Raw genomic sequence first — 24,556 nt, forward strand, 5'->3', positions numbered from 1 at the left:
TCTCCGTCCCGGCCGCGCGATCGGGAGCGCGGCGGCCGGGGCGACACCGTAGGGAGGCGGGGTGACGCGGAGGTGAACAGGCGGGGTCGGCCCGCCCGGCTCAGTGCGCCATCGGGAGCGGCGCGTCCGACTCCGCCGGGCGGCGGACGAAGAACGCGGCCACGATCGCGACCGTCGCGATCGACGCGCCCCACAGGAACGCGGAGTGGATGCCGCCGGCGTAGGAGGCGACCTCGTCGGCTCCGCCCTGCGCGAGCTCCGCCGACCGGATCGAGAGGACGGTGACGAACAGCGCCGTGCCCGCCGCGCCGCCCAGCTGCTGCACGGTGCCGATGATCGCGCTGCCGTGCGAGTACAGCGAGGGGCGCACCGAGCCGAGGCCGGCGGTGAACAGCGGCGTGAAGACGAAGGCGAGGCCCAGGCTGAGGGTGACGTGCAGCGAGAGGACGAACCAGGGCGACGAGTCCGCCGCGAGCAGGGTGTACCCCCACAGTGCGCCGGCGACGACGATCGAGCCGGGCACGAGCAGCACGCGCGGGCCGAAGCGGTCGTAGCCGCGGCCGACGAACGGCGCGAGCAGGCCCATCAGCAGGCCGCCGGGGAGCAGGAGCAGCCCGGTCTCCAGCGGACTGAGGCCCAGCACGTTCTGCGTGTAGAGGGGCAGCAGGATCAGCGTGCCGAAGAGCGCCGACATGCTGACCGCCATCATCGCGATGACGATGGTGAAGTTCGCGGAGGAGAAGGTCCGGAGGTCCAGCAGGGCCCGGTCGGTGCGCTGCAGCAGCAGCTGGCGCGCGATGAAGCCCGCGAGGCCGAGGCCCGCGACGACGAACGGGATCCACGGCGCGACGACCGCGGCTCCGCCTTCGCCGAGGCTCGACAGGCCGTAGACGAGGCCGCCGAAGCCGAAGACCGAGAGGACCACCGAGAGCGAGTCGATCGGGATGGAGCGGGGCTCGGTGACGTTCTCGACCTTACGCAGGCCCAGGAGCAGCGCGCCGATCGCGATCGGCAGCACGATCCAGAACATCCAGCGCCAGCCGAGGAAGTTGAGGATGACGCCCGAGATCGTCGGTCCGACGGCCGGAGCCACCGAGATGACGATCGAGATGTTGCCCATCATCCGCCCGCGGATCGCCGGGGGCACCAGCGTCATCACGGTCGTCATCAGCAGCGGCATCATGATGGCCGTGCCGCCGGCCTGCACCACGCGGGCCGCCAGGAGGACCGCGAAGGTCGGGGCGAGCGCGGCGGTGAGCGTGCCGAGGCTGAAGAGGATCATCGCGGCGGCGAAGAGCGTGCGGGTGTGCAGCCGCTGGATCAGGTAGCCCGTGATCGGGATGACGACGGCCATCGTGAGCATGAAGGCGGTCGAGAGCCACTGGCCCACGTGCGCCTCGACGTCGAAGTCGCGCATGAGGTCGGGCAGCGCCACGCTCATGATCGTCTCGTTGAGGATCACGACGAACGCCGACACCAGCAGGAGGCTGATGACCAGGCGGCTGCGCGGCTCGAGGGTCGTGGCGGCGGCGGGTGCGGGTGCGGCGGGCCGCGCGGCGGGAAGGGTGCTGCGCTCGGTCACAGGTGTTCTCCGGTCGTGTGGGGGATCGGTGTGAGGGGCGCATCGACGGCTCGACTCGCGGGCGCGGATGCGGGGTACGGAGGGAGAACAGCGGCGGACGCCCCGGACATTCCCGATCGACGGGGATCCGCTGCGAGAGGTCTCAGGCGAGGACCGCGGAGAGCGCGGAGGACGCGGCCTCGGCCTCCTCGAGCGTGGCGCCCTCGCCGAAGCTGAACCGCACGGCGGTCCGGGCGACGTCGGAATCGAGGCCGAGGGCCAGCAGCGCGGGCGAGGGCTCGTCGCGCCCGGCGGCGCACGCCGAGCCGCTCGAGACGACGACGCCGCGCTCCTCCAACTCGAGGAGCGTCGACTCGCCGCTCCGCCCGGGGACGGCGTACGCGGCGATCGAGGGGAGCCGGTGCGCCGCGGAGCCCAGCGGCACGGCCCGGGGCGCCAGGGCCGCGACCCGCTCGGCGAACGCGTCCCGGACCGCTCCGACCCGCGCCGCGCGGTCCGGATCGAGCAGGCGCACCGCGGTGCCGAGCGCGACCGCGAAGGCCACGTTCTCGGTGCCCGAGCGCCGCTCCCGCTCCTGGCCGCCGCCGTGCAGCAGGGGCTCGAACGGGAGCCGGCTGCGCAGCAGCAGCGCCCCCACGCCCTTCGGCGCCCCGAGCTTGTGCCCCGAGACCGAGACCGCGTCGGCGCCCCAGCCCGCGACGTCCAGCCAGCCGGCGGCCTGGACGGCGTCCACGTGCAGCGGCACGCCCCGCGATCGGCAGAGCGCCGCGATCGCCGGCACGTCCTGCACCGTCCCGATCTCGTTGCTCGCCGCGAGCACCGAGACCAGCGCGGTGTCCGGCCGGACCAGCGCGGCGAGCGCGTCGAGGTCGAGCAGGCCGGTCGCGTCGACGGGGGCCGTCGACACCTCGAAGCCGTGCAGGCGCCGGAGGTGGTCGGCCGACTCGACGGTCGCCTCGTGCTCGAGCGCCGAGATCACCAGGTGCCGTCCGCGCGGCGCCCCCAGCGCGAGGCCCTTGATCGCCGTGTTGATCGACTCCGTGCCGCCGGAGGTGAAGAGCGTCTCGGAGGCGCGGCCGCCGAGGAAGCGGGCCACGTGAGCGCGCGCCGCCTCCAGCGCGCGTGCCGCGGCGTCGCCGAGCGAGTGGCTGCTCGACGGGTTGCCGTACTCCGCGGTGAGGAAAGGCCACATGGCCTCCAGCACCTCGCGGCGCACGGGCGAGGTCGCGGCGTGGTCGAGGTAGATCACTCGACCGCGATGTCCAGGCCGAGGTCGAGCGAGCGGACACTGTGGGTGAGCGCGCCGACGGAGATCACGTCGACCCCCGCCTCCGCGATCGCGCGCACGGTCGAGAGGTCGACCCCGCCGCTCGCCTCGACCACGGCCCGCCCGCCGATGAGGGCGACGCCCTGGCGGAGCAGCTCGGGGGTGAAGTTGTCGAGCATGATCGTGTCCGCGCCTCCCGCCAGCGCGGGCTCGATCTGGTCGAGCCGGTCGACCTCGACCTCGAGGTGCGCCGTGTGCGGGATCGAGGCGCGCGCCGCCCGCAGGGCCGCGGTCAGGTCGATCCCGCGCGCGGCGAGCACCGCGAGGTGGTTGTCCTTCGCCAGCACCGCGTCCGAGAGCGAGAAGCGGTGGTTGCGGCCGCCGCCGCTGCGGACGGCGTGCCTCTCGAGCGCGCGCAGGCCCGGTGTTGTCTTGCGGGTGTCGACGATGCGGGCGCGCGTCCCCTCCACCGCGGCGACGTACTGCGCCGTCAGGGTGGCGATGCCGCTCATCCGCTGCACGAGGTTGAGCGCGACCCGCTCGCCGCGGAGCACGCCGCCCGCGGGGCCCTCGATCCGGGCGAGGGTCTGCCCGGCCTCGAAGACCGCGCCGTCCTCCACGAGCACCGAGCAGCGGATCCGGGAGTCGACCTGCCGCATCGTGCCGACGAGGACGGCGCCGCCGCTGAAGACGCCGGGCTCGCGGGCCACGAGGGCGGCGCTCGCGGTGGCGTCCGCGGGGAGGAGGGTGTCGGAGGTCAGGTCGCCCCAGGGTGCGTCCTCCTCGAGGGCGAGGGTGACGACGCGGTCGATGCTCTGGCGGGTCAGCACGGAAGGGCCGCCTCTCTGGTGGGGGCGGCGGCGCTCGCCGTCGCGGGGTCGGGGGAGTCGGTCCGGTGGTGGGCGCCGACGGAGTGCGTGCGCGCGAGCGCGGCGTCGATGAGAGCGAGGGCGCAGGTCAGCAGGTTCGCGTCCTCGAGCGTCCTCAGTCCGAGCGGAGCGGGCGTGGCGGAGGCGACGAGTGCGTCGCGCGCCGCGGTGAGCCCCGCCGCGTCCCGGGAGAGGCCGGCTCCCGCCCACATCGCGTCCTGGAGAGCGGTCCGGTCGAGCGTCATCGGGACGACGGCGCGGGGAGGGGCGACCGGGCCGCCGCTCCAGGAGAGGGAGTCGAGGGCGAGCGCCGCGCGGCGCGCGAACACGACCCCCTCGAGGAGGCTGTTGGAGGCGAGGCGGTTCGCGCCGTGGACGCCGGTGCGGGCGACCTCGCCGACCGCGAGCAGCCCGGGGAGGCTGGTGCGCCCGTCCAGGTCCGTCGCGATCCCGCCCATCCAGTAGTGTGCGGCCGGAGTCACGGGCAGCAGGTCGTCGGCGAGCGAGAGCCCGTTCTCGCGGCAGGCCGCCGAGATCGTCGGGAACCTCTTCGCCAGCACCTCGGGGTCGATCGCCCGGGCGTCCAGGTGCACGGGCAGCCCGCCCTGCAGCCGCATCCGCTCCGCGATCGCGCGCGCCACGACGTCGCGCGGCGCCAGCTCGGCCTCGGGGTGCACCCCGGCCAGGAACCGCTGGCCCGCGGCGTCGCGCAGCACCGCGCCCTCGCCGCGCACCGCCTCCGAGACGAGGAAGCCGCCCGGCAGCGCGAGCGTGGTCGGGTGGAACTGGTAGAACTCCAGGTCCGCCGTCTCCGCTCCCGCCCGCAGTGCGGCGGCCAGCCCGTCCCCGGTCGCGACGGACGGATTGGTGGTGTGCCGGTAGAGCTGCCCGGCGCCTCCCGTGGCCAGCACGACCGCGTCGGCCGTCAGGCGCTCGAGCACGCCGTCGTGCAGGATGTCGGCGCCCGTGACCGAGCCGCCCTCGCGCACCAGGTCGACCAGGGCGGCGTGCTCCCGCACCTCGACGGACGAGCCCCGCACCGCCGCCACGAGCGCGGCCTCGATCGCGGCGCCCGTCGCGTCGCCGCCGGCGTGCAGGATCCGCGGACGCGAGTGGGCGCCCTCGAGTCCCCGCGCCAGCTCGCCGCCCTCGCGGTCGAAGCCGACGCCCCACTCCTGCAGCACCGCGACCGCCTCCGGCCCCTCGGCGCAGAGCACCTCGACCGCCGAGCGCACGGCGAGGCCCGCACCGGCGGTGAGCGTGTCCTCCACGTGCAGCGCCACGGAGTCGCCCGGCGCCGTGACCGCGGCGATCCCGCCCTGCGCGGCGCGCGTCGACGACTCCGCCAGCGCGCCCTTGGTGACGAGCAGCACCTCGTGGCGGCGCTGCGCCGTCAGCGCGGCGACCAGCCCGGCGATGCCGCTGCCGACGACGAGGACCCGCGCCATGTCAGACCGCCGCCGGCCCGGCGGGCGGAACGGCCGCGAGCATCCGCTCGAGGGCGATGCGCGCCTCGGCCTGCACCGATTCCGCGACCTCGATGCGGTTGAGCACCGTCCCCGCGACCAGTCCCTCGAGCACCCAGGCGAGGTAGCCGGGGTGGATGCGGTACATGGTCGAGCAGGGGCAGACCACGTCGTCGAGGCAGAAGATCGTGTGCTGCGGGTACTGGACGGCGAGGCGCTGCACCAGGTTGATCTCGGTGCCGATCGCGAAGGTCGATCCCGCGGGTGCCGCCTGGATCGCCTTCACGATGTAGTCGGTCGAGCCGTACTCGTCGGCCGCGTCGACGACCGCCATCGGGCACTCCGGGTGCACGATCACGCGCACGCCCGGGTGCTCGGCGCGCGCCTTCGCGATCTGGGCCGTCGTGAAGCGCTTGTGCACCGAGCAGAAGCCGTGCCAGAGGATCACCTGCGCGTCCAGGAGCGTCGCGGTGTCGGAGCCGCCCTGCGGCTTCCGCGGGTTCCACATCGGCATCCGCTCCAGCGGCACGCCCATCGCCTTCGCGGTGTTGCGGCCGAGGTGCTGGTCGGGGAAGAACAGCACCCTCTGCCCGCGCGCGAACGCGTCCTCGAGCACGGTCGCCGCGTTCGAGGAGGTGCAGACCACGCCTCCGTTGCGGCCGCAGAACGCCTTCAGCGCGGCGGAGGAGTTCATGTACGTGACCGGGACGAGCGGCACGCGGCCGCCGGCGTCCGGCTCGGTGCCGTAGAGCTCGGTGAGCTCGGCCCACGCGTCCTCGACGGAGTCGATGTCGGCCATGTCCGCCATCGAGCAGCCGGCCGCCAGATTCGGGAGGATCACGGCCTGCTCCGGTCCGGAGAGGATGTCGGCCGTCTCCGCCATGAAGTGCACGCCGCAGAAGACGATGGCCTCGGCGTCGGGCCGGCTCGTCGCCGCCTTCGCCAGCTGGAACGAGTCGCCCACGTAGTCGGCGTACTGCACCACCTCGTCCCGCTGGTAGAAGTGCCCGAGCACGACGACCCGCTCGCCGAGCGTCTCCTTCGCCGCGAGGATGCGGTGGTGCAGCTCGTCGGCGCTCGCCGTCGTGTACTCCTCCGGCAGACGTCCCTGGACCGGGGCGTCGGCCGGGATCGGGTCGGCCTGGGAGGCGCCGGGCCCGTAGGCGGGCAGGCCGAGGTCGAACGACCAGGGGGCCTCCGCGAGCTCGGGCGCGCAGGTGGCGCCGGGCGCGGAGCCGCCCTCGATGAGCCGGATGGTGCTGTCGACGGATGTCACGGTGTTCTCCTCGTGAGGCGGGTGGGGGAGTCGGGCGGCGCGCTCAGACGGGCAGCGGGCCGTTGTCGACGAGCGCCGCCGACTCGTCGTAGCGGTAGAGGCGCGGGGGACGGTGGCGGGTGCCCGTCAGGCGCTCCCCGGTGGGCACCACGGTGCCGGAGCTCTCGATCGTCCGGCGGAAGTTGGCCGGGTCGAGGGGCTTCTGCAGGACGGCCTCGTGGACCTCCCGCAGCTGAGACAGGGTGAAGGCGCCGCCGAGGAAGGCCTGCGCGATGCGGGAGTACTCCATCTTGTTGCGCAGGCGCCAGAGGGCGTAGTCGACGATCAGTCCGTGGTCGAAGGCGAGCTCGAGCGGCAGATCGGTGCAGAGCCAGGCGACGTTCTCTCCCACGATGGCCTCGTCGGCCTCGGCGGAGCGCACGAGCGCCCAGTAGACGATCGACACGACGCGGTCCTCACCGGGGGAGCGGTCGGTGCCGCCGACGGCGTAGAGCTGCTCGAGGTAGCGCGGAGCCAGGCCCGTGGTCTCGCGGAGAGTGCGGCGGGCCGATTCGGCGAGGTCCTCGTCCGGATGCAGCGGTCCGCCGGGCAGTGCCCAGCGTCCCTCGAACGGCTCGCGGATGCGCCGGACGACGGGGATCCAGACGGTGCTCGCTCCGGTCTCCGGGTGCGGCCGCAGGGCGAAGATCACCGTCGACACGGCGAGCTGCACGTCCGGCATCCGATGCCCCCTACTAAGAGTCGCACCGACTGTAAGTGCTGGGATCACCTTAGTGTCACCAACACCTGAACACCTAGCGGGACAAGCGACACGCCGCTACGGGCCCGCCCCGCCCGCTAGGCTGACCGCACAACCGAATACCGGGCCGCAATACGCGACGCGGGAGAGCCGACTCCGGTCGGCACCGAAGGAGCAAGCCTCCCCGCCAATCTCTCAGGTCTTGTACCGCGTCGAACTGGCCACTCTGGAAAGCGATCCGCTCGGATCCGCCCATGGTGAAAGCGCTCGACCCCTCGGGGCGGCGCGAATCTCTCAGGCTCCACGACAGAGGGGGAGTTCCCACGGCACTGCTGTGCTCTGCCGCGAACGCGGCGCGAGTCCAGCACTGCGACGAAATGGAGAACTCATGTCCGAGACCCCGACGACCAGCCCCGAAGCCCGCTACTCGCCCCTGCACGAGGTGCACGTCGCCGCCGGCGCGTCCTTCACCGACTTCGCCGGGTGGCAGATGCCGGTCCGCTACTCCGGCGATCTCGCCGAGCACCACGCCGTGCGCACCGCCGCCGGCCTCTTCGACCTCTCGCACATGGCCGAGATCCTCGTCGTCGGCCCCGAGGCGGTCGACGCCCTCGACTACGCGCTGGCGAGCGACATCTCGGCCGTCGCCGCCGGCCGCGCGAAGTACACCCTCCTCCTGGAGCGCACGGGCGGCGTGATCGACGACCTCGTCGTCTACCGCACGGGCGAGGACCGCTTCATGGTCGTCGCGAACGCGGCCAACCGGCACATCGTCGTCGAGACGCTCCGCGACCGCACCGCGATGTTCGAGTGCGAGCTGTTCGACGAGAGCGACGACGTCGCCCTCATCGCGCTGCAGGGACCGCGCTCGCTCGAGATCCTGCAGAACGTCCAGGGCCTCGCCGTCGAGACCGAGCGGGGAGCGGAGTCCGTGCTCGACACGGACGACGCCGCCCTCCTGCTCGCGGAGCTGCGCTACTACCGCGCCGTGCCCGCGACCTTCGAGGCGCATCCGATCCTGATCGCGCGCACCGGGTACACGGGCGAGGACGGCTTCGAGATCTACGTCTCGCCCGACTCCGCTCCCGCGCTCTGGCAGGCTCTCGCCGAGACCGGCGCCGGAGCGGGCCTCGTCCCCGCCGGCCTCGCCGCCCGCGACACCCTCCGCCTCGAGGCGGGCATGCCGCTCTACGGCCACGAGCTCTCCCGCGACGTCTTCCCCGCACAGGCCGGCCTCGGCCGCGTCGTCGCCTTCGGGAAGCCGATCGACTTCGTCGGCCGCGCGGCCAGCGAGGAGGGTCCCTCCGGAGACGCTCCCGTGCTCGTCGGGCTCGTCGGCGAGGGCCGCCGCGCCGCCCGTGCCGACTACACCGTCCTCTCCGGCGACGACGAGGTCGGAGTGGTCACCAGCGGCGTCCTCTCGCCGACCCTGGGCGTCCCGATCGCGATGGCCTACGTCGCCCCCGCCTCCGCGCAGCCCGGGACGGCGCTCGCCGTCGACATCCGCGGCACGCGCCTCCCGATGACCGTCACCGAGCTCCCCTTCTACTCGAGAAAGAAGAACTGACATGGCCGTGCCCACCGAGCTGCAGTACACCTCCGACCACGAGTGGATCCGGGTCGACGGAGAGGTCGCGACCGTCGGCATCACCGCCTACGCCGCGGACAAGCTGGGCGACGTCGTCTTCGTCGAGCTCCCCGAGGCGGGAGCCCGCGTCGAGGGCGGCAGCGTCGTCGGCGAGATCGAGTCGACCAAGTCGGTGGGCGAGCTGTTCGCCCCCGTCGACGGCGAGGTCCTCGAGACCAACACGGCCGTCGTCGACAGCCCCGAGCTCGTCAACTCCGACCCGTTCGGCGAGGGGTGGCTGATCCGGGTCCGCTTCGACGCCCTGCCCGACGGCCTCCTCGACTCGGCCGCCTACACCGAGCTGGTCGGCGAGTAGATGGCGGCCACCAGGACCCCCGGCGCCTTCGAGTCCCGCCACATCGGGACCGACGCCGACGCGCAGCGCACCATGCTCGCGGCTCTCGGCTACGACTCCGTGGAGGAGCTCGTCACCGCCGCCGTCCCCGAGTCGATCCACGTCCGCGACCTCCCGCAGGTGCTGCCCGCTCCGGCCACCGAGACGGAGGCGCTCGCCGAGCTGCGCGCCCTCGCCGCGAGGAACACGGTGCGTCGGCCGATGATCGGCCTCGGCTACTACGGCACGCACACCCCCGCGGTGATCAAGCGCAACGTGCTCGAGAACCCCAGCTGGTACACGGCCTACACGCCGTACCAGCCCGAGATCTCGCAGGGGCGCCTGGAGGCGCTGATCAACTTCCAGACGATGGTCTCCGACCTCACCGGCCTCGACACGGCCGGCGCGTCGATGCTCGACGAGGGCACGGCCGTCGTCGAGGCCATGCTGCTCACGCGCCGCGCCTCGAAGGCGCGCACCGACGTCTTCGTCGTCGACTCCGACGCTCTCCCGCAGACCCTCGCGCTGCTGCGCGGCCGGGCGGAGGCCGTCGGCATCCGCATCGTCGAGCTCCCGCTCTCGCGCACCGCCGCGGAGGAGGTGCCGGAGTGCTTCGGCGCCCTCGTGCAGTACCCCGGCGCGTCCGGGCACCTCTGGGACCCGTCGGCGGTGCTCGCCGCGGTGAAGGCCCACGGCGGCCTGGCCGTCGTCGCCGCCGACCTGCTCGCGCTGACCCTGGTGCGCTCGCCGGGCGAGCTCGGCGCGGACGTCGCGATCGGCACCACGCAGCGCTTCGGCGTCCCGCTGGGCTTCGGAGGACCGCACGCCGGCTACCTCGCCGTCCGCAAGGGACTCGAGCGCCAGCTGCCCGGCCGCCTCGTCGGCGTCAGCCAGGACGCGGACGGCCACCCCGCCTACCGCCTGTCCCTCCAGGCCCGCGAGCAGCACATCCGCCGCGAGAAGGCGACCTCGAACATCTGCACCGCGCAGGTCCTCCTGGCGGTCATGGCGGCGATGTACGCGGTCTACCACGGACCGGACGGGCTCGCCGCGATCGCCGAGCGCGTGCACGGCCGGGCCGCGCTCCTCGCGCGCCTCCTCCTCGACCGGGGCCACTCCCTCCGGCACGCCGACTTCTTCGACACCGTCTCGGTCGTCGTGCCCGGCGGCGCTAAGGCGGCGGTCGCACGCGCCCGCCAGGCCGGCTTCGACGTGCGCCTGGTCGACGCCGACACGGTCTCGGTGTCGATCGACGAGACGGTCACCGACCTCGAGGTGATCGCCGTCGCGACCGCCGTCGGGCAGCTGGACTCGTCGTTCGGCTTCCTCAGCGGCTCCGCGCGGAGCATCCCCGCCGAGCTCGACCGCCGCACGCCGTTCCTCGTGCACCCGGTCTTCAGCAGCCACCACAGCGAGACCTCGATGATGCGCTACCTCAAGCGCCTCGCCGACTCGGACTACGCGCTGGACCGCGGCATGATCCCGCTCGGCTCCTGCACCATGAAGCTCAACGCCGCCACCGAGATGGAGGCGGTCAGCTGGCCCCAGTTCGCGGACCTGCACCCGTTCGCCCCCGAGGCGGACGTGCAGGGCTCCCTGGCGCTGATCGACCAGCTGGAGGGGTGGCTCGCCCACCTCACCGGCTACGACTCCGTGTCGCTCCAGCCCAACGCCGGCTCGCAGGGCGAGCTCGCGGGCCTGCTGGCGATCCGCGGCTGGCACCGGTCGAACGGCGACGAGGACCGCACGGTCTGCCTGATCCCCTCGAGCGCCCACGGCACCAACGCCGCGAGCGCGGTCCTCGCCGGCATGCGCGTCGTCGTCGTGGCCTGCGACGAGCTCGGCAACGTCGACCTGGACGACCTCCGGGCGAAGATCGCCGAGCACGCGGGCTCCCTCGCCGCGCTGATGATCACCTACCCGTCGACCCACGGCGTCTACGAGCACGAGGTCGCCGAGATCTGCCGCCTCGTCCACGAGGCCGGCGGACAGGTGTACGTGGACGGCGCGAACCTCAACGCGCTTCTGGGCTTCGCCCGCTTCGGAGACTTCGGCGGCGACGTCTCGCACCTCAACCTGCACAAGACGTTCTGCATCCCGCACGGCGGAGGCGGTCCCGGCGTCGGTCCCGTCGCCGCGAAGGCGCACCTCGCGCCGTTCCTGCCCGGTCACCCGCTCGCGCAGCGGCTCGAGCACGGCGTGGGCACGCAGGGCGAGCGGATCGTCCACGGCGGCGCACCGGTGTCGGCAGCGCCCTACGGCAGCCCCGGCATCCTGCCGATCTCGTGGGCGTACGCCCGGATGATGGGCGAGGAGGGCCTGCGGGCCGCGACCGGGGCGGCCGTCCTCTCGGCCAACTACGTCGCTGCGCGCCTCCGCGGGCACTACCCGGTGCTCTACACGGGGGACAACGGGCTCGTCGCCCACGAGTGCATCCTCGACATCCGCCCGCTGACGGCGGCGACCGGAGTGACCGTGGACGACGTCGCCAAGCGCCTCGTCGACTACGGCTTCCACGCGCCGACCATGAGCTTCCCCGTCGCCGGGACCCTGATGGTCGAGCCGACGGAGAGCGAGGACCTCGCCGAGATCGACCGCTTCATCGACGCGATGATCGGGATCCGGGCCGAGGCCGACCGCGTCGGCGCGGGGGAGTGGCCGGTGGACGACAATCCGCTGCGCGGCGCCCCGCACACCGCCGAGTGCCTGACGGCCGAGGAGTGGACGCACCCGTACAGCCGCGAGGAGGCCGTCTACCCGGTCCGCTCGCTGGTGCGCGGCAAGTACTGGCCGCCGGTCCGCCGGATCGACCAGGCCTACGGCGACCGCAACCTCGTCTGCGCCTGCCCGCCCATCGAGGCCTTCGCCTGATCCGCCCGCACGCGCTCGTCCGCAACCGAGGGTGAGAGAGCAGGAACGGAGCCCCGAGCCCGTCCTCGGCTCTCCGACCCTCGGTTGCAGACACGGTCGGTCCCTCACAGGCGCGGAGTGGGTCGCAGTCCTCCCGATCCGGGGGGAACGGCGCACGGCGACCCCGATGCACGAGGGAGCCCGACCGTGGGGAACGCGTGGTGGAGGTGCTGGCAGGGCTCGACGGAGTCGCGACGAGCGAGCAGCTCCACCGTGCGGGCGTCACGCCGCGGCAGTGGAGAGCCGCGGCGCGGTCCTGCGGCTCCTCGGATGCGATCGGTCCGTCGTCACGTCCGCGGAGCCGGCGGCGCGAACAGCTCGGGCCAGAGGGCGACGGCCAGCGGGTACCCGACGAACGAGACGATGTCGATGATCGAGTGGGCGATCACCAGGGGCAGGGTGCGGCCGAAGCGCTGGTAGAACAGTCCGAACACCAGGCCCATGACCACGTTCCCGATGAAGGGCCCGATGCCCTGGTACAGGTGGTAGCTGCCCCGGAGCAGCGCACTGGTCACCAGGATCCGCCACCGCCCCCAGCCCAGATCGCCCAGGCGGGCGAAGAGGTACCCGATCACGACGACCTCCTCCTGCACTCCCGCCCGGATCGCAGAGAGCACGAGCACGGGCACCGTCCACCAGTACGCGTCCAGCGGCGAGGCCACCACCGCCACGGTGATGCCCAGCGCGCGTCCGACGGCGTACAGCGCGATGCCCGGCGCGCCGATCGCCACCGCGAGGACGGTCCCGGTCCCCAGGTCCGCGAACGGACGGCGCAGGTCGAGCCCCAGGCGCCCGAGCGGACGGCCCGAGCTCTGCCAGAGCAGGAACGCGCAGAGGGCCACCGGCACCAGGTCGAAGAAGAGCGCGAGCAGCTGGTAGACGAGGTCGAAGCCCGGGCGGTCGCTGAGGGCGCCGTTGATCGTCGCTGTCTGGTCGGCCAGCGCGGTCGAGCGGGTGAGCCGATTGGCGATGGAGACCACCGAGTAGACCGCGGAGGCACCCAGCGAGAGCCCGAGGACCAGCAGGATCTCGACGCGGATCCGGCGCCGTCCGGGCGCGGATCCTGACAGGTCGATGGACACTCCGTGCGTCTCCTCTGAAGTCGATGTGTTGCGCGACGGCCGCCCGGCACGCACGTTTCGTGCAGAACAGCGCAAGGATTCCACCTCCCGGTTACCGCTGTGTAACGGTTGCCACATGCTTTTGTGCAGATAGCGGGCGAATACATAGTCTCGTTGAAGGCATCCGCGCGACGGCCACCAGTCTCGTGCGCCGCCGCCGTCGCCACGCGCACGGCACTCCACGCGTCAGGGAAACCACTTCTCGCGCGCCCCCACATCACTGGAGGAATAGTGAACATCAGACGTTACGGATTCGGGGCTCTGGCGCTCGTCGCCGCGAGCACGCTGGTCCTGGCCGGCTGCAGCAGCTCGAACGACTCGGGTGGAGGTGCATCGGGAGGCGACGCCGCCGCGATCATCTCCACGAACGGCTCCGAGCCGCAGAACCCGCTGATCCCGACGAACACCAACGAGGTGGGCGGCGGCAAGATCCTCGACGAGATCTTCGCGGGCCTGGTCTACTACGACGCCAAGGGCGCCCCCGAGAACGACGTCGCCGAGTCCATCGAGTCGGACGACGCGCAGAACTACACGATCACAATCAAGTCGGGCCTGACCTTCACGAACGGCGACCCGGTCACCTCCAGCTCGTTCATCGACGCCTGGAACTACGGCGCCAAGCTGTCGAACAACCAGCTCAGCGCGTCGTTCTTCTCGAACTTCGAGGGCTTCAGCGACACCGAGGACAGCGAGCTCACCGGCCTCAAGGCCGTGGACGACACCACCTTCACCGTCGCGCTCAAGTCCCCCCAGTCGGACTTCCCGATCAGCCTCGGCTACTCGGCGTACTACCCGCTGCCCGCCGCCGCGTTCGACGACATGGCCGCCTTCGGTGAGAACCCGATCGGCAACGGCCCGTACAAGCTCGACGGCGACGACGCGTGGCAGCACGACGTCCAGATCGAGCTCGTCAAGAACGACGAGTACACCGGCCCCCGCGAGGCCCAGAACGGCGGCCTGAAGATCGTCTTCTACGCCACCCAGGACGCCTCCTACGCCGACCTCCTCGGCGGCAACGTCGACGTGATCGACCAGATCCCGGACTCCGCCTTCGGCACCTTCGAGAGCGACCTCGGCGACCGCGCCGTGAACCAGCCCTCGGCCGTGTTCCAGTCCTTCACCATCCCGGGCCGTCTCCCGCACTTCGACGGCGAGGAGGGCCAGCTCCGCCGCCAGGCGATCTCGATGTCCTTCGACCGCAAGGAGATCACCGACGTGATCTTCGAGGGCACCCGCACCCCGGCCTCCGACTTCACCTCCCCGGTGATCGACGGCTACAGCGACGCCCTCTCCGGCGCCGACGTGCTCGAGTACAACCCCGACGAGGCCAAGGCGCTGTGGGCTCAGGCCGACGCGATCAGCCCCTGGGACGGCACCTTCAAGATCGCCTACAACGCCGACGGCGGCCACCAGGGCTGGGTCGACGCGGTGACCAACTCGATCAAGAACACGCTGGGCATCGACGCCGAGGGCGACGCGTACCCGACCTTCGCCGAGGCGCGCACCAAGATCGTCGACCGCTCGATCGAGACCGCGTTCCGCACCGGATGGCAGGCCGACTACCCGAGCCTCTACAACTTCCTCGGACCGCTCTACGTGACCGGCGCCTCGTCCAACGACGGCGACTACTCGAACCCCGAGTTCGACACCCTGCTCCAGCAGGGCCTGTCGGACGCCGACGCCGACGCTGCGAACAAGACGTTCCAGCAGGCCCAGGAGATCCTCCTGAAGGACCTCCCGTCGCTGCCCCTGTGGTACGCGAACGTGACCGGCGGCTACGGCGAGGGCGTGTCGAACGTCGAGTTCGGCTGGAACTCGGTGCCGCTCTACTACGAGATCACCAAGAACTAAGCTCGAACCACTGGGGCGCTTCGCCCGTGCCGTCGGCCACCAGGTCACGGCACGGGCGGAGCGCCCTGTTTCGGTCACAATCGAATGAGGTCCCCATCCATGCGACTCCGGAACCGGCTGGGCTGACATGCTCGCCTACATCGTCCGACGCATCCTGCAAGCCGTCCCCGTGCTCATCGGCACCACGTTCCTCATCTACTTCATGGTCTTCTCCATGCCGGGGAACCCGCTCCTGTCGCTCTTCGGCGACAAGACGCCGAGCCCCGCACTCCTCGCCCGCCTCGAGGAGCAGTACCACCTGAACGAGCCCTTCTTCGTCCAGTACCTGTACTACCTGGGAGGCGTCGTCCGCGGCGACTTCGGCATCTCGTTCTCCGGCCAGTCCGTCAACGAGATCCTCGCCCGCACCTTCCCGGTCACCCTGACGCTGGCCATGATGGCGATCGTCATCGAGATCGTCGTCGCGCTGACCATCGGCCTCATCAGCGGTCTGCGCAAGGGCAGCTTCTTCGACGCGAGCGCCCTGGTCGTCAGCCTCCTGCTCGTGTCGGTGCCGATCTTCGTGCTCTGCTTCATCGCGCAGTCCTTCTTCGCGATCCAGCTGGGATGGTTCCCTCCGACCGTCGGAGCCGACGCGTCGTTCCAGAGGCTGCTGCTGCCCGCGATCGTGCTCGCCCTGTTCGTGGTCGCGTCGGCCATCCGCCTCACGCGCGGCTCGGTCATCGAGACGGCCGGCTCGGACTTCGTCCGCACCGCGTACAGCAAGGGGCTCTCGCGACGCCGCGTCATCCCCGTGCACGTCCTGCGCAACTCGCTCATCCCGGTCACGACGCAGTTCGGAGCCGACTTCGGCCTCCTGATCGTCGGCGCGACCGTGACCGAGGGCATCTTCAACGTTCCCGGAGTCGGGAACACGCTCTATCAGGCGATCATCCGAGGTGAGCGGCCGACCGTCGTCTCCTTCGTCACGGTCATGGTGCTGTTCTACCTCGTGGTGAACATCCTCGTCGACCTGCTCTACGCCGTACTCGACCCGAGGATCCGCTATGCCAAATGAGTCCACCGGCGGCGCGCAGAAGGCCCGCCGCATCGACCACTTCGTGGCCCCGCTCGAGGAGACGCCGATCGCGTCGGTCGACGCCGTCAGCCTCGACGAGAAGCCCAGCAACCTCTGGACCGACGCGTGGCGCGACCTGCGCAAGCGGCCCATGTTCTGGATCTCGGGCGTCCTGATCCTCGTCATCATCGCCGTCGCGCTGTTCCCGGGCCTGTTCACCTCGGTGGACCCCCGCCAGTGCGCGCTCTCGTTCAGCAACCAGGGCCCCGGCGACGGCAGCCTGCTCGGCTACACCAAGCAGGGGTGCGACGTCTTCTCGCGGATCATCCACGGCACGTCCACGTCGCTGACCGTCGGCCTCATCGTGATCGTGATCACGACGGTCTCCGGCGTCATCGGCGGCGCTCTGGCCGGCTTCTTCGGCGGCTGGGTCGACACCGTGATCATGCGCCTCGGCGACATCTTCTTCTCGATCCCGTACATCCTCGCCGCGGTCGTCATCATGTCCGTCTTCTCGGCCTACCGGAACGTGTTCGTCATCGCCCTGGCGATCGGCGCGTTCGCCTGGCCGACGACGGCGCGCGTCCTGCGCTCCGAGGTCCTCCGCGTGAAGCAGGCCGACTTCGTCGGCGCCGCCACCGCGACCGGCCTCTCCCGCATGGCGATCCTGTTCCGGCACGTGCTGCCGAACTCGATCGCTCCCGTCATCGTCGTCACGACGATCTCGCTCGGCGCGGCCATCACCGCGGAGGCGACGCTGTCGTTCCTCGGCGTCGGCCTTCCCGGCTCGGTCATGTCGTGGGGCAACGACATCAGCCAGGCCCAGCGCGATCTGCGCACCAACCCGCAGACGCTGATCTACCCGTCGATCGCCCTGACGGTCACGGTGCTGAGCTTCATCCTCCTCGGCGAATCGCTCCGCGACGCGCTCGACCCGAAGGCGAGGGCCCTCCGATGACCGCCACGACACCGAACGCACCGCACGGGCCGCTGCTCGAGGTCACCGACCTCGAGGTCGGCTTCCAGACCGGCAGCGGACTGGTCCCCGCCCTCCGCGGCGTGAGCCTCACGATCGAGCACGGCCAGACCGTCGCGATCGTGGGGGAGTCGGGCTCCGGCAAGTCGACGACCGCCGCCGCGATCATCGGCCTGCTCCCCGGCACCGGCCAGGTCACCGCCGGCTCCGTGCTGTTCGACGGCAAGGACCTCGCGAAGGCGACGAGGACCGAGCTCGAGGACATCCGCGGCCGCCGGATCGGCTACGTCCCGCAGGACCCGATGTCGAACCTGAACCCCGTGTGGTCGGTCGGCTTCCAGGTCGAGGAGACCATCAAGGCCAACGGCCTCGCGACCGGTCGCAAGGAGGTGCGCGCCAAGGCGATCGAGGTCCTGCAGAACGCGGGCCTCGCCGACGCGGAGAAGCGCCTCAAGCAGTTCCCGCACCAGTTCTCGGGCGGCATGCGCCAGCGCGTGCTGATCGGCATCGGCCTGGCCGCGGCTCCCCAGCTGCTGATCGCCGACGAGCCCACCTCGGCGCTCGACGTCACGGTCCAGCGCCGGATCCTCGACCACCTCGAGACGCTGACGAAGACCGACGGCACCGCGCTGCTCTTCATCACGCACGACCTGGGCCTCGCCGCTGAGCGCGCCGAGAAGCTCATCGTCATGTACAAGGGCCGCATCGTCGAGTCCGGCGCCTCGGTGGAGGTGCTGCAGAACCCGCAGCACCCCTACACGCAGCGCCTGATCGCGGCGGCGCCCAGCCTCGCGTCGCGCCGCATCCAGTCGACGGCCGGCCGGGCCGTGGAGTCGGTCTCCGGCGAGTCGGAGGCCGTGCGCGAGGTCGACCTGGTCGGCGCGGGCGCCGCGCACCACGCCGGCGCGGTCGCCTCGGGCGCCCCGATGATCGAGGTCGACGGCCTCACGAAGGTCTTCAAGATCCGCCGCGGCGGCCTGAAGGCCGAGGACTTCACCGCCGTCGACAACGTGTCGTTCTCGATCCCGAAGGGCACCACCACGGCGCTCGTGGGCGAGTCCGGATCGGGCAAGTCGACGATCGCCCGCCTGGTGCTGGGCCTCGAGACGGCGACGTCCGGAGCGATCTCGATCGCCGGTCGCCGGACCGAGAAGCTCAAGGGCCGCGACATGCTGGCGCTCCGGCGCTCCATGCAGCCGGTGTTCCAGGACCCGTACGGCTCGCTCGACCCGCTGCACAACATCGGCAACACCATCTCGGAGCCGCTGCGGGTGCACACGGTCGGCGACCGGACGTCGCAGCGCGAGCGCGTCCTCGAGCTGCTCGACCAGGTGTCCCTCCCGCGCGTGATCGCGAGCCGGTACCCGAACGAGCTCTCCGGCGGCCAGCGCCAGCGCGTGGCGATCGCCCGCGCGCTCGCGCTGAAGCCGGAGATCGTGGTGCTCGACGAGGCCGTGTCGGCTCTGGACGTCCTCGTCCAGGCGCAGATCCTCCGCCTCCTCGCCGACCTGCAGGCCGAGCTCGGGCTGACCTACCTGTTCATCACGCACGACCTGGCGGTGGTCCGCGTGATCGCCGACGACGTCTGCGTGATGCAGAAGGGCAGGATCGTCGAGCACGCCCCGACGGACACCGTGTTCGACTCGCCGCAGCAGGAGTACACCCGCGAGCTGCTCGACGCCATCCCCGGCGCCGGCATCGAGTTCGCGGTCTGACCGACCGTCACCAGGGCCCCGGCCCCGCCTGGAGCGCTCCTCGGAGCCCTCCGGAGCGGGGATCCGGGGCCCTTCGCCGTGCGGACGCCTCGCTGCGGTACGATGGATGGTCCCCCTTTTGCACGAGAACACGAGACGAGTCCGTATCCATGGCAAGTGCCACCCGCTCCGACCTGCGCAACGTCGCGATCGTCGCCCACGTCGACCATGGCAAGACCACGCTGGTCGACGCCATGCTCAAGCAGACGAACTCCTTCGACGCGCACGCCCACGTGGACGAGCGCGCGATGGACTCCAACGAGCTCGAGCGCGAGAAGGGCATCACGATCCTCGCGAAGAACACCGCTGTCTCGTACAGCGGCAAGCACGCGAGCGACGGTCCCATCACCATCAACGTCATCGACACCCCGGGCCACGCCGACTTCGGCGGCGAGGTTGAGCGCGGCCTGTCGATGGTCGACGGCGTCTGCCTCCTCGTCGACGCGTCCGAGGGCCCGCTGCCCCAGACCCGCTTCGTGCTGCGCAAGGCGCTCGAGGCGAAGCTCCCCGTCATCCTCCTGGTCAACAAGACCGACCGCCCCGACGCGCGCATCGACGAGGTCGTCGCCGAGAGCCAGGACCTGCTCCTCGGCCTCGCCTCCGACATGGCCGACGACGTGCCGGACCTCGACCTCGACGCGATCCTCGACGTCCCCGTGGTCTACGCCTCCGGCAAGGCCGGCCGCGCCTCGGCGAACAAGCCCGAGGACGGCACGCTGCCGGACGCCGAGGACCTGGAGCCGCTGTTCGAGGCGATCCTCAAGCACATCCCCGCGCCGACCTACGACGACGACGCGCCCCTCCAGGCCCACGTCACCAACCTCGACGCGTCGCCGTTCCTCGGCCGCCTCGCCCTCCTCCGCGTCTTCAACGGCACGATCAAGAAGGGGCAGACGGTCGCCTGGGTCCACCACGACGGCACCCACACCAACGCGCGCATCACCGAGCTGCTGATCACCAAGGCGCTCGACCGCTACCCGGCCGAGTCCGCGGGCCCCGGCGACATCGTCGCGATCGCGGGCTTCCCCGAGATCACCATCGGCGAGACCATCGCCGACCCCGAGGACATCCGCCCGCTGCCGGCCATCACGGTCGACGACCCGGCGATCTCGATGACGATCGGCACCAACACCTCGCCGCTCGTCGGCAAGGTGAAGGGCCACAAGCTCACGGCGCGCATGGTCAAGGACCGCCTCGACCGCGAGCTCATCGGAAACGTGTCGCTCAAGATCGTCGACATCGGACGCCCCGACTCGTGGGAGGTCCAGGGTCGCGGCGAGCTCGCGCTGGCCATCCTCGTCGAGCAGATGCGCCGCGAGGGCTACGAGCTGACCGTCGGCAAGCCCCAGGTGGTCACCCGCCAGGTCGACGGCAAGACGCACGAGCCCTTCGAGCACCTGACGATCGACGCTCCGGAGGATTACCTCGGTGCGATCACGCAGCTCCTCGCCGCCCGCAAGGGCCGCATGGACGGCATGTCGAACCACGGCACCGGCTGGGTCCGCATGGAGTTCATCGTTCCGTCGCGCGGCCTGATCGGCTTCCGCACCGAGTTCCTCACCACCACGCGCGGCACCGGCATCGCGAACGCGATCCTGCACGGCTACGAGCCGTGGGCCGGCGCGATCGTCACCCGCAACAACGGGTCGATCGTCGCGGACCGCAACGGCGTCGTGACCCCGTTCGCCATCATCGCGCTCCAGGAGCGGATGACCTTCTTCGTGAACCCCACCGAGGAGGTCTACGAGGGCATGGTGATCGGCGAGAACTCGCGCAACGACGACATGGACGTGAACATCACCAAGGAGAAGAAGCTGACCAACATGCGTCAGTCCACCTCCGACACTTTCGAGTCGATGACGCCGTCGCGTCAGCTGACGCTCGAGGAGTGCCTCGAGTTCGCCCGCGAGGACGAGTGCGTCGAGGTCACCCCCGAGGTCGTCCGCATCCGCAAGGTGGAGCTCGATGCGAACGCCCGCGCGCGCATGACGAGCCGCCTCAAGAAGCAGGGCTGAGCCCCGGGCGCCTCGGCGCCCGCCCACGACGAGACCGGCCGGAGCGATGCTCCGGCCGGTCTCGTCGTCTCCGCCCGGTGCTGCAGCGTGCAGCGCCGATCCCGTCCCTCGCGGTCCGGATCAGCCCGCCGGACTCGGAGAGGCAGAGGGGGTCGCGGACTCCGCCTCGAGCGTCGAGGTGACGAAGGAGACGAACGCCGCCGCGTCGTCCGGCTTCCCCGTGTACTGCTCGCCGTTCACCAGCACGGTCGGCGTCGACTCGAGCTTCGGAAGGGAGGAGTTCGCGAGGGGGAGCGAGGTGGCCCGCTCCGTCGCGGCCTTCACCCAGGGCCGGAACTCGCCCGCGGTCATGCAGGCGAGGACGTCGTCGTCGGTGACGCCCGCTCCGGTCACCAGCGCCCGCAGAGCGTCGTCGTCGAGGCCCGTCGTCCCCTCCGCCGGCTGCTGCGCGAAGAGCGCCGCGTTCACGGCGAGGAAGCGGTCCGGATCCTCGTCGGCGACGCACGCGGCGGCGTTCGCGGCCCGGCTGGAGTACTCGGAGCCGGCCGAGGAGGAGTCGAGGATCGCCACCGGGTGGATCTCGAGCGTGATCGCCCCCTTCGTCAGCCACGACTGCAGCTGCTCGGCGTTCGCCTTCTCGAACTGCCCGCAGTACGGGCAGAGGTAGTCGACGTAGAGGTCGACGGCGACGACTCCGCCCGCACGCGTGGCGCTCTCATCGGTCGGGACGGGGGATGCTCCCGGAGCGATCGCCGCGCTCGTCGTCGCCGTCACGGCCGAGCCGTCGCCCGCGAGGACGATGCCGTCGCTGAGCATGTTCGCCGGGCCGGCGCTCGCGACCTCCTGCTGCGACCAGACGTTCCAGCAGACCAGGGCCACGACCGCGAGGAGCCCGACGACCGCTCCGCCCTGCCCGAGCAGCCGGTTCCGGCGCCGCCGGCGCCTCTCGGCTTCGCGGCGCTCCCGCGCCTGCGCTCGGGCGAGCTCCTGGCGCTCGCGCTTGGTCAGGCCGCTTCTCGCACTGTTCCCGGACATCGCCGACGACGCTACGGGCGCAGGCTTCGGCGCGCCGTGGAGTGCGCCCGCCGGATCCTGGGACGGAGTGCGGGTCCTCTCAGGGATCAGGCGAAGAGGCCGGAGCCGAGGAAGTCGGTCTCGTCGCGAGCACCGGGCGGCACCGCGAACACGGCCGAGCCGACGTGCTTCACGTACTCGTTCAGCGCGTCCGTCGCGAGGTTCCGCTGCACGGTGACGAACTGCTCCGGGGAGCGCTGGAACGAGAGGAAGAACAGCCCCGCGTTCAGGCGTCCGAGCTCGTCGTTGCCGTCGACGAAGTTGTAGCCGCGCCGCAGGAGCCGCACTCCGTTGTTCACGCTCGGGTGCGCGAGGCGCACGTGCGACTCCTGATCGATCAGCGGGGCACCGGTGGCGCCGGCCGCTGCGAAGTCGGGCTCGGTGGACTCCGTGCCGCCCGAGAGCGGGGCTCCGGACCCCTTGCTGCGGCCGATGACCCGCTCCTGCTCGCCCAGCTGGCTGCGGTCCCACGTCTCGATGATCATCCGGATCTTCCGCGCGACCAGGTAGCTGCCGCCGACCATCCACGCGGGGCCGTCGGAGGAGGGGACCCAGACGTGCTCCTGGACGGCGTCGGCCTCCTCGGACTTCACGTTCGCCGTGCCGTCCTTGAAGCCGAAGAGGTTGCGCGGAGTCGCCTGGGCGGTGGACGTCGAGGAGGTGCGGCCGAAGCCGAGCTGAGACCAGCGGAGCGAGGCCCGGCCGAACGCGATCCGGCTCAGGTTGCGGATGGCGTGCACGGCGACCTGCGGATCGTCGGCGCAGGCCTGGATGCACAGGTCGCCGCCGCCGGCCGAGGGGACGAGCGCGTCGCCGCGGAAGCGGGGCAGGGCCTGCAGCTCAGGAGGCCGGCGGTCGGCGAGGCCGAAGCGGTCGGCGCCGGACTCGTCCGTGAAGAGGGTGGGTCCGAAGCCGACCGTGACGGTGAGGGACGCGGCGTCGAGCCCGAGCGCCTCTCCGGTGTCCTCCGGGGGAGCCGTGTCCGGCCCGTCCACCGCGCCGTTCTCGCCGACCTCGAGGCCCTGGGTCATCCGGGAGGCGGCGAGCGTCCAGTCCTTCAGGAGCTCGACGAGGTCCTCGCGCGTGGTGCCCGCGGCGAGGTCGAACGCGGCGAAGTGCAGCCGGTCCTGCGCGGCGGTGGTGATGCCCGCCTGGTTCGCGCCGAAGAACGGCACGGTGCGCGGGTCGGAGGAGGCCGTCGCGCTCGCGGACGATGTGACGGCCACCGTGCCGCCCACTCCGGCGGCCAGCCCGGCCGTCCCCGCCGAGACGAGGCCGAGCAGCCCGCGCCGCGAGAGGCGGCGGGGCTCGTCGGCGGGCTGCTCGGACTCCGTCGGCCGGGCTCCCTCGTGCTGCTCGGCGTCCACTACGCGGTCGGCTCCTCGACGCCCAGCACCGTGTGGGTCAGCTGCGAGAGCGGCTCGGAGAGAGCGTTGACCGCGTCCGAGAGCTCCTTCTTCTGCTCCGCGGTGACGGTGGAGTACGCGGCGAAGCCGGAGTCGATCGAGCCGTACTGCGCGAGCAGAGCGTCGAGCTCGGAGAACCGCTGCGTGATCCGTCCGGTGAGGTCGGCGCCCTCGTCGCCGCTGGCGGTCGCGATCGGCTCGACGTTGCCGAACGCCACCTCCGCGCCCTGGACGTTCGCGGCGAAGTCGGTGAGGTCGGTGCTCGACCACCAGTCCTCCTCGCCCGTGATCTTGCCGGCCGCGACCTCGTCGAGCAGGCCGATGGCGCCGTTCGAGATGTCGCCCACCGACACGGTGAAGCCGGGCGCGTTCACGAGGTCGGCCAGGCTCTGCACGTCGTCGACGAGGCCCTGGCCGAACTGGGCGCGCTGCTCGGGGGTGGAGGGCGCCCAGTCGAGGAGCGCGCTCGTGCCGTCGGAGTTGAGCGCACCCTCCGCGGGGGCCCACAGGTCCTTCTCGATGCGGTGGAAGCCGGTCCAGTCCAGGCCCTCGGCGACGGCGTCGACCTCGCGGTAGTCGATGCGCGGGTCGAAGTCGCCGAACGCCTCCGCGGTCGGCTCGATCCGCTCGTAGAAGACGCGGGTCGACGCGAAGAGGCCGCGCGCCTTCTCGTCGTCGCCGGCCTCGTAGGCCTGCGCGAACTCGGCGACCGCGGGGAGCAGCTCGCCCACCTGCGACTTCACGTACGCCACGTAGTTGGTGACCGCCGCCTCCGTCGCCGCCTTCTCGTCCGCCGACTGCGCGGTGGCCTCACCGGTCACGGTGAACTCGCTCAGCCCGACCGGGGCGCCGACCTGCTGGAACTTGCAGGCGGTGTAATAGGTGCCAGGCTCGAGCTGAGCGACGTAGGAGACGCTCTGGCCCGGGGTCACGTTCTCCTTCTCGCCCACGATCCGCAGCTTGTCCTCGGCCAGGATCTCGAACTCGTTGACGTCCGAGCCGCCGTTGGTCAGTGAGAACGTCACCGCTCCCGCCTCGGCGGTCGCCGTCGACACCTCGCAGGCGTCGTCCCTGATCGCGACGTCGAGCGCGACGGAGGAGGAGGACGCGGGGGTGTTCGGCACGCAGCCCGTGAGGATCAGCGCCAGGGCGCCGGCGCCGGCGAGGCCGAGGGTGACGCGGGGGAGGGTGGGACGAGCGCGCGAGGACATGCTTCTCCTGGATCGGGGCGA

General features: G+C 71.6%; 18 protein-coding genes and 1 riboswitch. Of the genes, 8 read left to right on the forward strand and 10 right to left on the reverse strand.

All coding sequences use genetic code 11. The features are described from left to right. Positions 1-100 precede the first annotated feature (100 nt). From C5C71_RS00715 to C5C71_RS00740, 6 genes are all read right to left on the reverse strand, one after another. Entirely contained in the window at positions 101-1,582 is a 1,482-nt protein-coding gene (locus tag C5C71_RS00715) for a DHA2 family efflux MFS transporter permease subunit (protein WP_104336938.1), read from the reverse strand. A 142-nt stretch (positions 1,583-1,724) separates the two neighbouring features. Further along, positions 1,725-2,831 (reverse strand): cysteine desulfurase family protein, encoded by a 1,107-nt coding sequence (locus C5C71_RS00720; protein ID WP_104336939.1) that lies wholly within the window; start codon positions 2,829-2,831, stop codon positions 1,725-1,727. Then, positions 2,828-3,679, reverse strand: coding sequence for a carboxylating nicotinate-nucleotide diphosphorylase (gene nadC, locus C5C71_RS00725; protein ID WP_104266935.1), 852 nt, complete (start codon positions 3,677-3,679; stop codon positions 2,828-2,830). The genes C5C71_RS00720 and nadC overlap by 4 nt, the downstream gene beginning before the upstream one ends. Further along, positions 3,673-5,166 carry an L-aspartate oxidase gene (gene nadB, locus C5C71_RS00730; RefSeq protein WP_104336940.1) on the reverse strand — a complete coding sequence of 498 codons (1,494 nt, stop codon included), beginning with the start codon at positions 5,164-5,166 and terminating at the stop codon, positions 3,673-3,675. Before nadB ends, nadC begins: the two co-directional genes overlap by 7 nt. Before the next feature lies 1 nt (position 5,167). Continuing rightward, positions 5,168-6,460, reverse strand: a complete 1,293-nt coding sequence (gene nadA, locus C5C71_RS00735; protein ID WP_104225538.1) for a quinolinate synthase NadA — start codon at positions 6,458-6,460, stop codon at positions 5,168-5,170. A 43-nt stretch (positions 6,461-6,503) separates the two neighbouring features. Continuing rightward, on the reverse strand, positions 6,504-7,181 hold the full coding sequence (locus tag C5C71_RS00740; protein WP_104246613.1) for an NUDIX domain-containing protein: 678 nt from the start codon (positions 7,179-7,181) through the stop codon (positions 6,504-6,506). A 150-nt stretch (positions 7,182-7,331) separates the two neighbouring features. Then, a riboswitch (glycine riboswitch) is annotated at positions 7,332-7,419 on the forward strand. Positions 7,420-7,587: 168 nt separating this feature from the next. Here C5C71_RS00740 and gcvT point away from each other — a divergent pair. The 3 genes from gcvT to gcvP are packed head-to-tail and all read left to right on the forward strand — an operon-like array spanning position 7,588 to position 12,031. Further along, positions 7,588-8,766, forward strand: coding sequence for a glycine cleavage system aminomethyltransferase GcvT (gcvT, locus tag C5C71_RS00745; protein WP_104336941.1), 1,179 nt, complete (start codon positions 7,588-7,590; stop codon positions 8,764-8,766). A 1-nt stretch (position 8,767) separates the two neighbouring features. After that, on the forward strand, positions 8,768-9,142 hold the full coding sequence (gcvH, locus tag C5C71_RS00750; RefSeq protein WP_104225540.1) for a glycine cleavage system protein GcvH: 375 nt from the start codon (positions 8,768-8,770) through the stop codon (positions 9,140-9,142). Further along, positions 9,143-12,031, forward strand: coding sequence for an aminomethyl-transferring glycine dehydrogenase (gene gcvP, locus C5C71_RS00755; RefSeq protein WP_104336942.1), 2,889 nt, complete (start codon positions 9,143-9,145; stop codon positions 12,029-12,031). A 326-nt stretch (positions 12,032-12,357) separates the two neighbouring features. On the opposite strand, the gene C5C71_RS00760 is transcribed toward gcvP, so the two are convergent. Beyond that, complete coding sequence (locus tag C5C71_RS00760; RefSeq protein WP_258062631.1) at positions 12,358-13,152, reverse strand: CPBP family intramembrane glutamic endopeptidase; 795 nt, start codon at positions 13,150-13,152, stop codon at positions 12,358-12,360. 270 nt (positions 13,153-13,422) lie between these two features. On the opposite strand from C5C71_RS00760, the gene C5C71_RS00765 reads away from it, so the two are divergent. The 5 genes from C5C71_RS00765 (at position 13,423) to typA (ending at position 20,844) form a co-directional block, all read left to right on the forward strand. Beyond that, entirely contained in the window at positions 13,423-15,042 is a 1,620-nt protein-coding gene (locus C5C71_RS00765; protein WP_104222974.1) for an ABC transporter substrate-binding protein, read from the forward strand. Between the two features lie 127 nt (positions 15,043-15,169). Then, a complete protein-coding gene (locus C5C71_RS00770; RefSeq protein ID WP_104222975.1) occupies positions 15,170-16,099 on the forward strand; it encodes an ABC transporter permease in 930 nt (309 codons plus the stop codon). Continuing rightward, a complete protein-coding gene (locus C5C71_RS00775; protein ID WP_104222976.1) occupies positions 16,089-17,057 on the forward strand; it encodes an ABC transporter permease in 969 nt (322 codons plus the stop codon). The genes C5C71_RS00770 and C5C71_RS00775 overlap by 11 nt, the downstream gene beginning before the upstream one ends. Continuing rightward, positions 17,054-18,790, forward strand: a complete 1,737-nt coding sequence (locus tag C5C71_RS00780) for an ABC transporter ATP-binding protein (RefSeq protein ID WP_104336943.1) — start codon at positions 17,054-17,056, stop codon at positions 18,788-18,790. The genes C5C71_RS00775 and C5C71_RS00780 overlap by 4 nt, the downstream gene beginning before the upstream one ends. A 149-nt stretch (positions 18,791-18,939) precedes the next feature. Next, complete coding sequence (gene typA / locus C5C71_RS00785; protein ID WP_104336944.1) at positions 18,940-20,844, forward strand: translational GTPase TypA; 1,905 nt, start codon at positions 18,940-18,942, stop codon at positions 20,842-20,844. A 120-nt stretch (positions 20,845-20,964) separates the two neighbouring features. Here the strand turns inward: typA and C5C71_RS00790 are convergent, their stop codons facing one another. The 3 genes from C5C71_RS00790 to efeO all read right to left on the reverse strand — a co-directional run bounded on the left by C5C71_RS00790 (position 20,965) and on the right by efeO (position 24,535). Next, entirely contained in the window at positions 20,965-21,879 is a 915-nt protein-coding gene (locus C5C71_RS00790) for a thioredoxin domain-containing protein (protein ID WP_104336945.1), read from the reverse strand. An 86-nt stretch (positions 21,880-21,965) separates the two neighbouring features. Then, positions 21,966-23,285 carry an iron uptake transporter deferrochelatase/peroxidase subunit gene (gene efeB / locus C5C71_RS00795; RefSeq protein ID WP_104336946.1) on the reverse strand — a complete coding sequence of 440 codons (1,320 nt, stop codon included), beginning with the start codon at positions 23,283-23,285 and terminating at the stop codon, positions 21,966-21,968. Further along, positions 23,285-24,535, reverse strand: a complete 1,251-nt coding sequence (efeO, locus tag C5C71_RS00800; protein WP_104336947.1) for an iron uptake system protein EfeO — start codon at positions 24,533-24,535, stop codon at positions 23,285-23,287. Before efeO ends, efeB begins: the two co-directional genes overlap by 1 nt. Positions 24,536-24,556 lie beyond the last annotated feature (21 nt).

The sequence above is a fragment of the Rathayibacter sp. AY1C1 genome, from assembly GCF_002932105.1.
In the GTDB taxonomy this organism is placed as follows: domain Bacteria; phylum Actinomycetota; class Actinomycetes; order Actinomycetales; family Microbacteriaceae; genus Rathayibacter.

Bases quoted from the DNA above. Each gene is read 5' to 3' on its own strand.
- nadB (WP_104336940.1), bottom strand. From the start codon at position 5,166: ATGGCGCGGGTCCTCGTCGTCGGCAGCGGCATCGCCGGGCTGGTCGCC.
- C5C71_RS00740 (WP_104246613.1), bottom strand. From the start codon at position 7,181: ATGCCGGACGTGCAGCTCGCCGTGTCGACGGTGATCTTCGCCCTGCGG.
- gcvT (WP_104336941.1), top strand. From the start codon at position 7,588: ATGTCCGAGACCCCGACGACCAGCCCCGAAGCCCGCTACTCGCCCCTG.
- gcvH (WP_104225540.1), top strand. From the start codon at position 8,768: ATGGCCGTGCCCACCGAGCTGCAGTACACCTCCGACCACGAGTGGATC.
- gcvP (WP_104336942.1), top strand. From the start codon at position 9,143: ATGGCGGCCACCAGGACCCCCGGCGCCTTCGAGTCCCGCCACATCGGG.
- C5C71_RS00770 (WP_104222975.1), top strand. From the start codon at position 15,170: ATGCTCGCCTACATCGTCCGACGCATCCTGCAAGCCGTCCCCGTGCTC.
- C5C71_RS00775 (WP_104222976.1), top strand. From the start codon at position 16,089: ATGCCAAATGAGTCCACCGGCGGCGCGCAGAAGGCCCGCCGCATCGAC.
- C5C71_RS00780 (WP_104336943.1), top strand. From the start codon at position 17,054: ATGACCGCCACGACACCGAACGCACCGCACGGGCCGCTGCTCGAGGTC.
- typA (WP_104336944.1), top strand. From the start codon at position 18,940: ATGGCAAGTGCCACCCGCTCCGACCTGCGCAACGTCGCGATCGTCGCC.
- C5C71_RS00790 (WP_104336945.1), bottom strand. From the start codon at position 21,879: ATGTCCGGGAACAGTGCGAGAAGCGGCCTGACCAAGCGCGAGCGCCAG.
- efeO (WP_104336947.1), bottom strand. From the start codon at position 24,535: ATGTCCTCGCGCGCTCGTCCCACCCTCCCCCGCGTCACCCTCGGCCTC.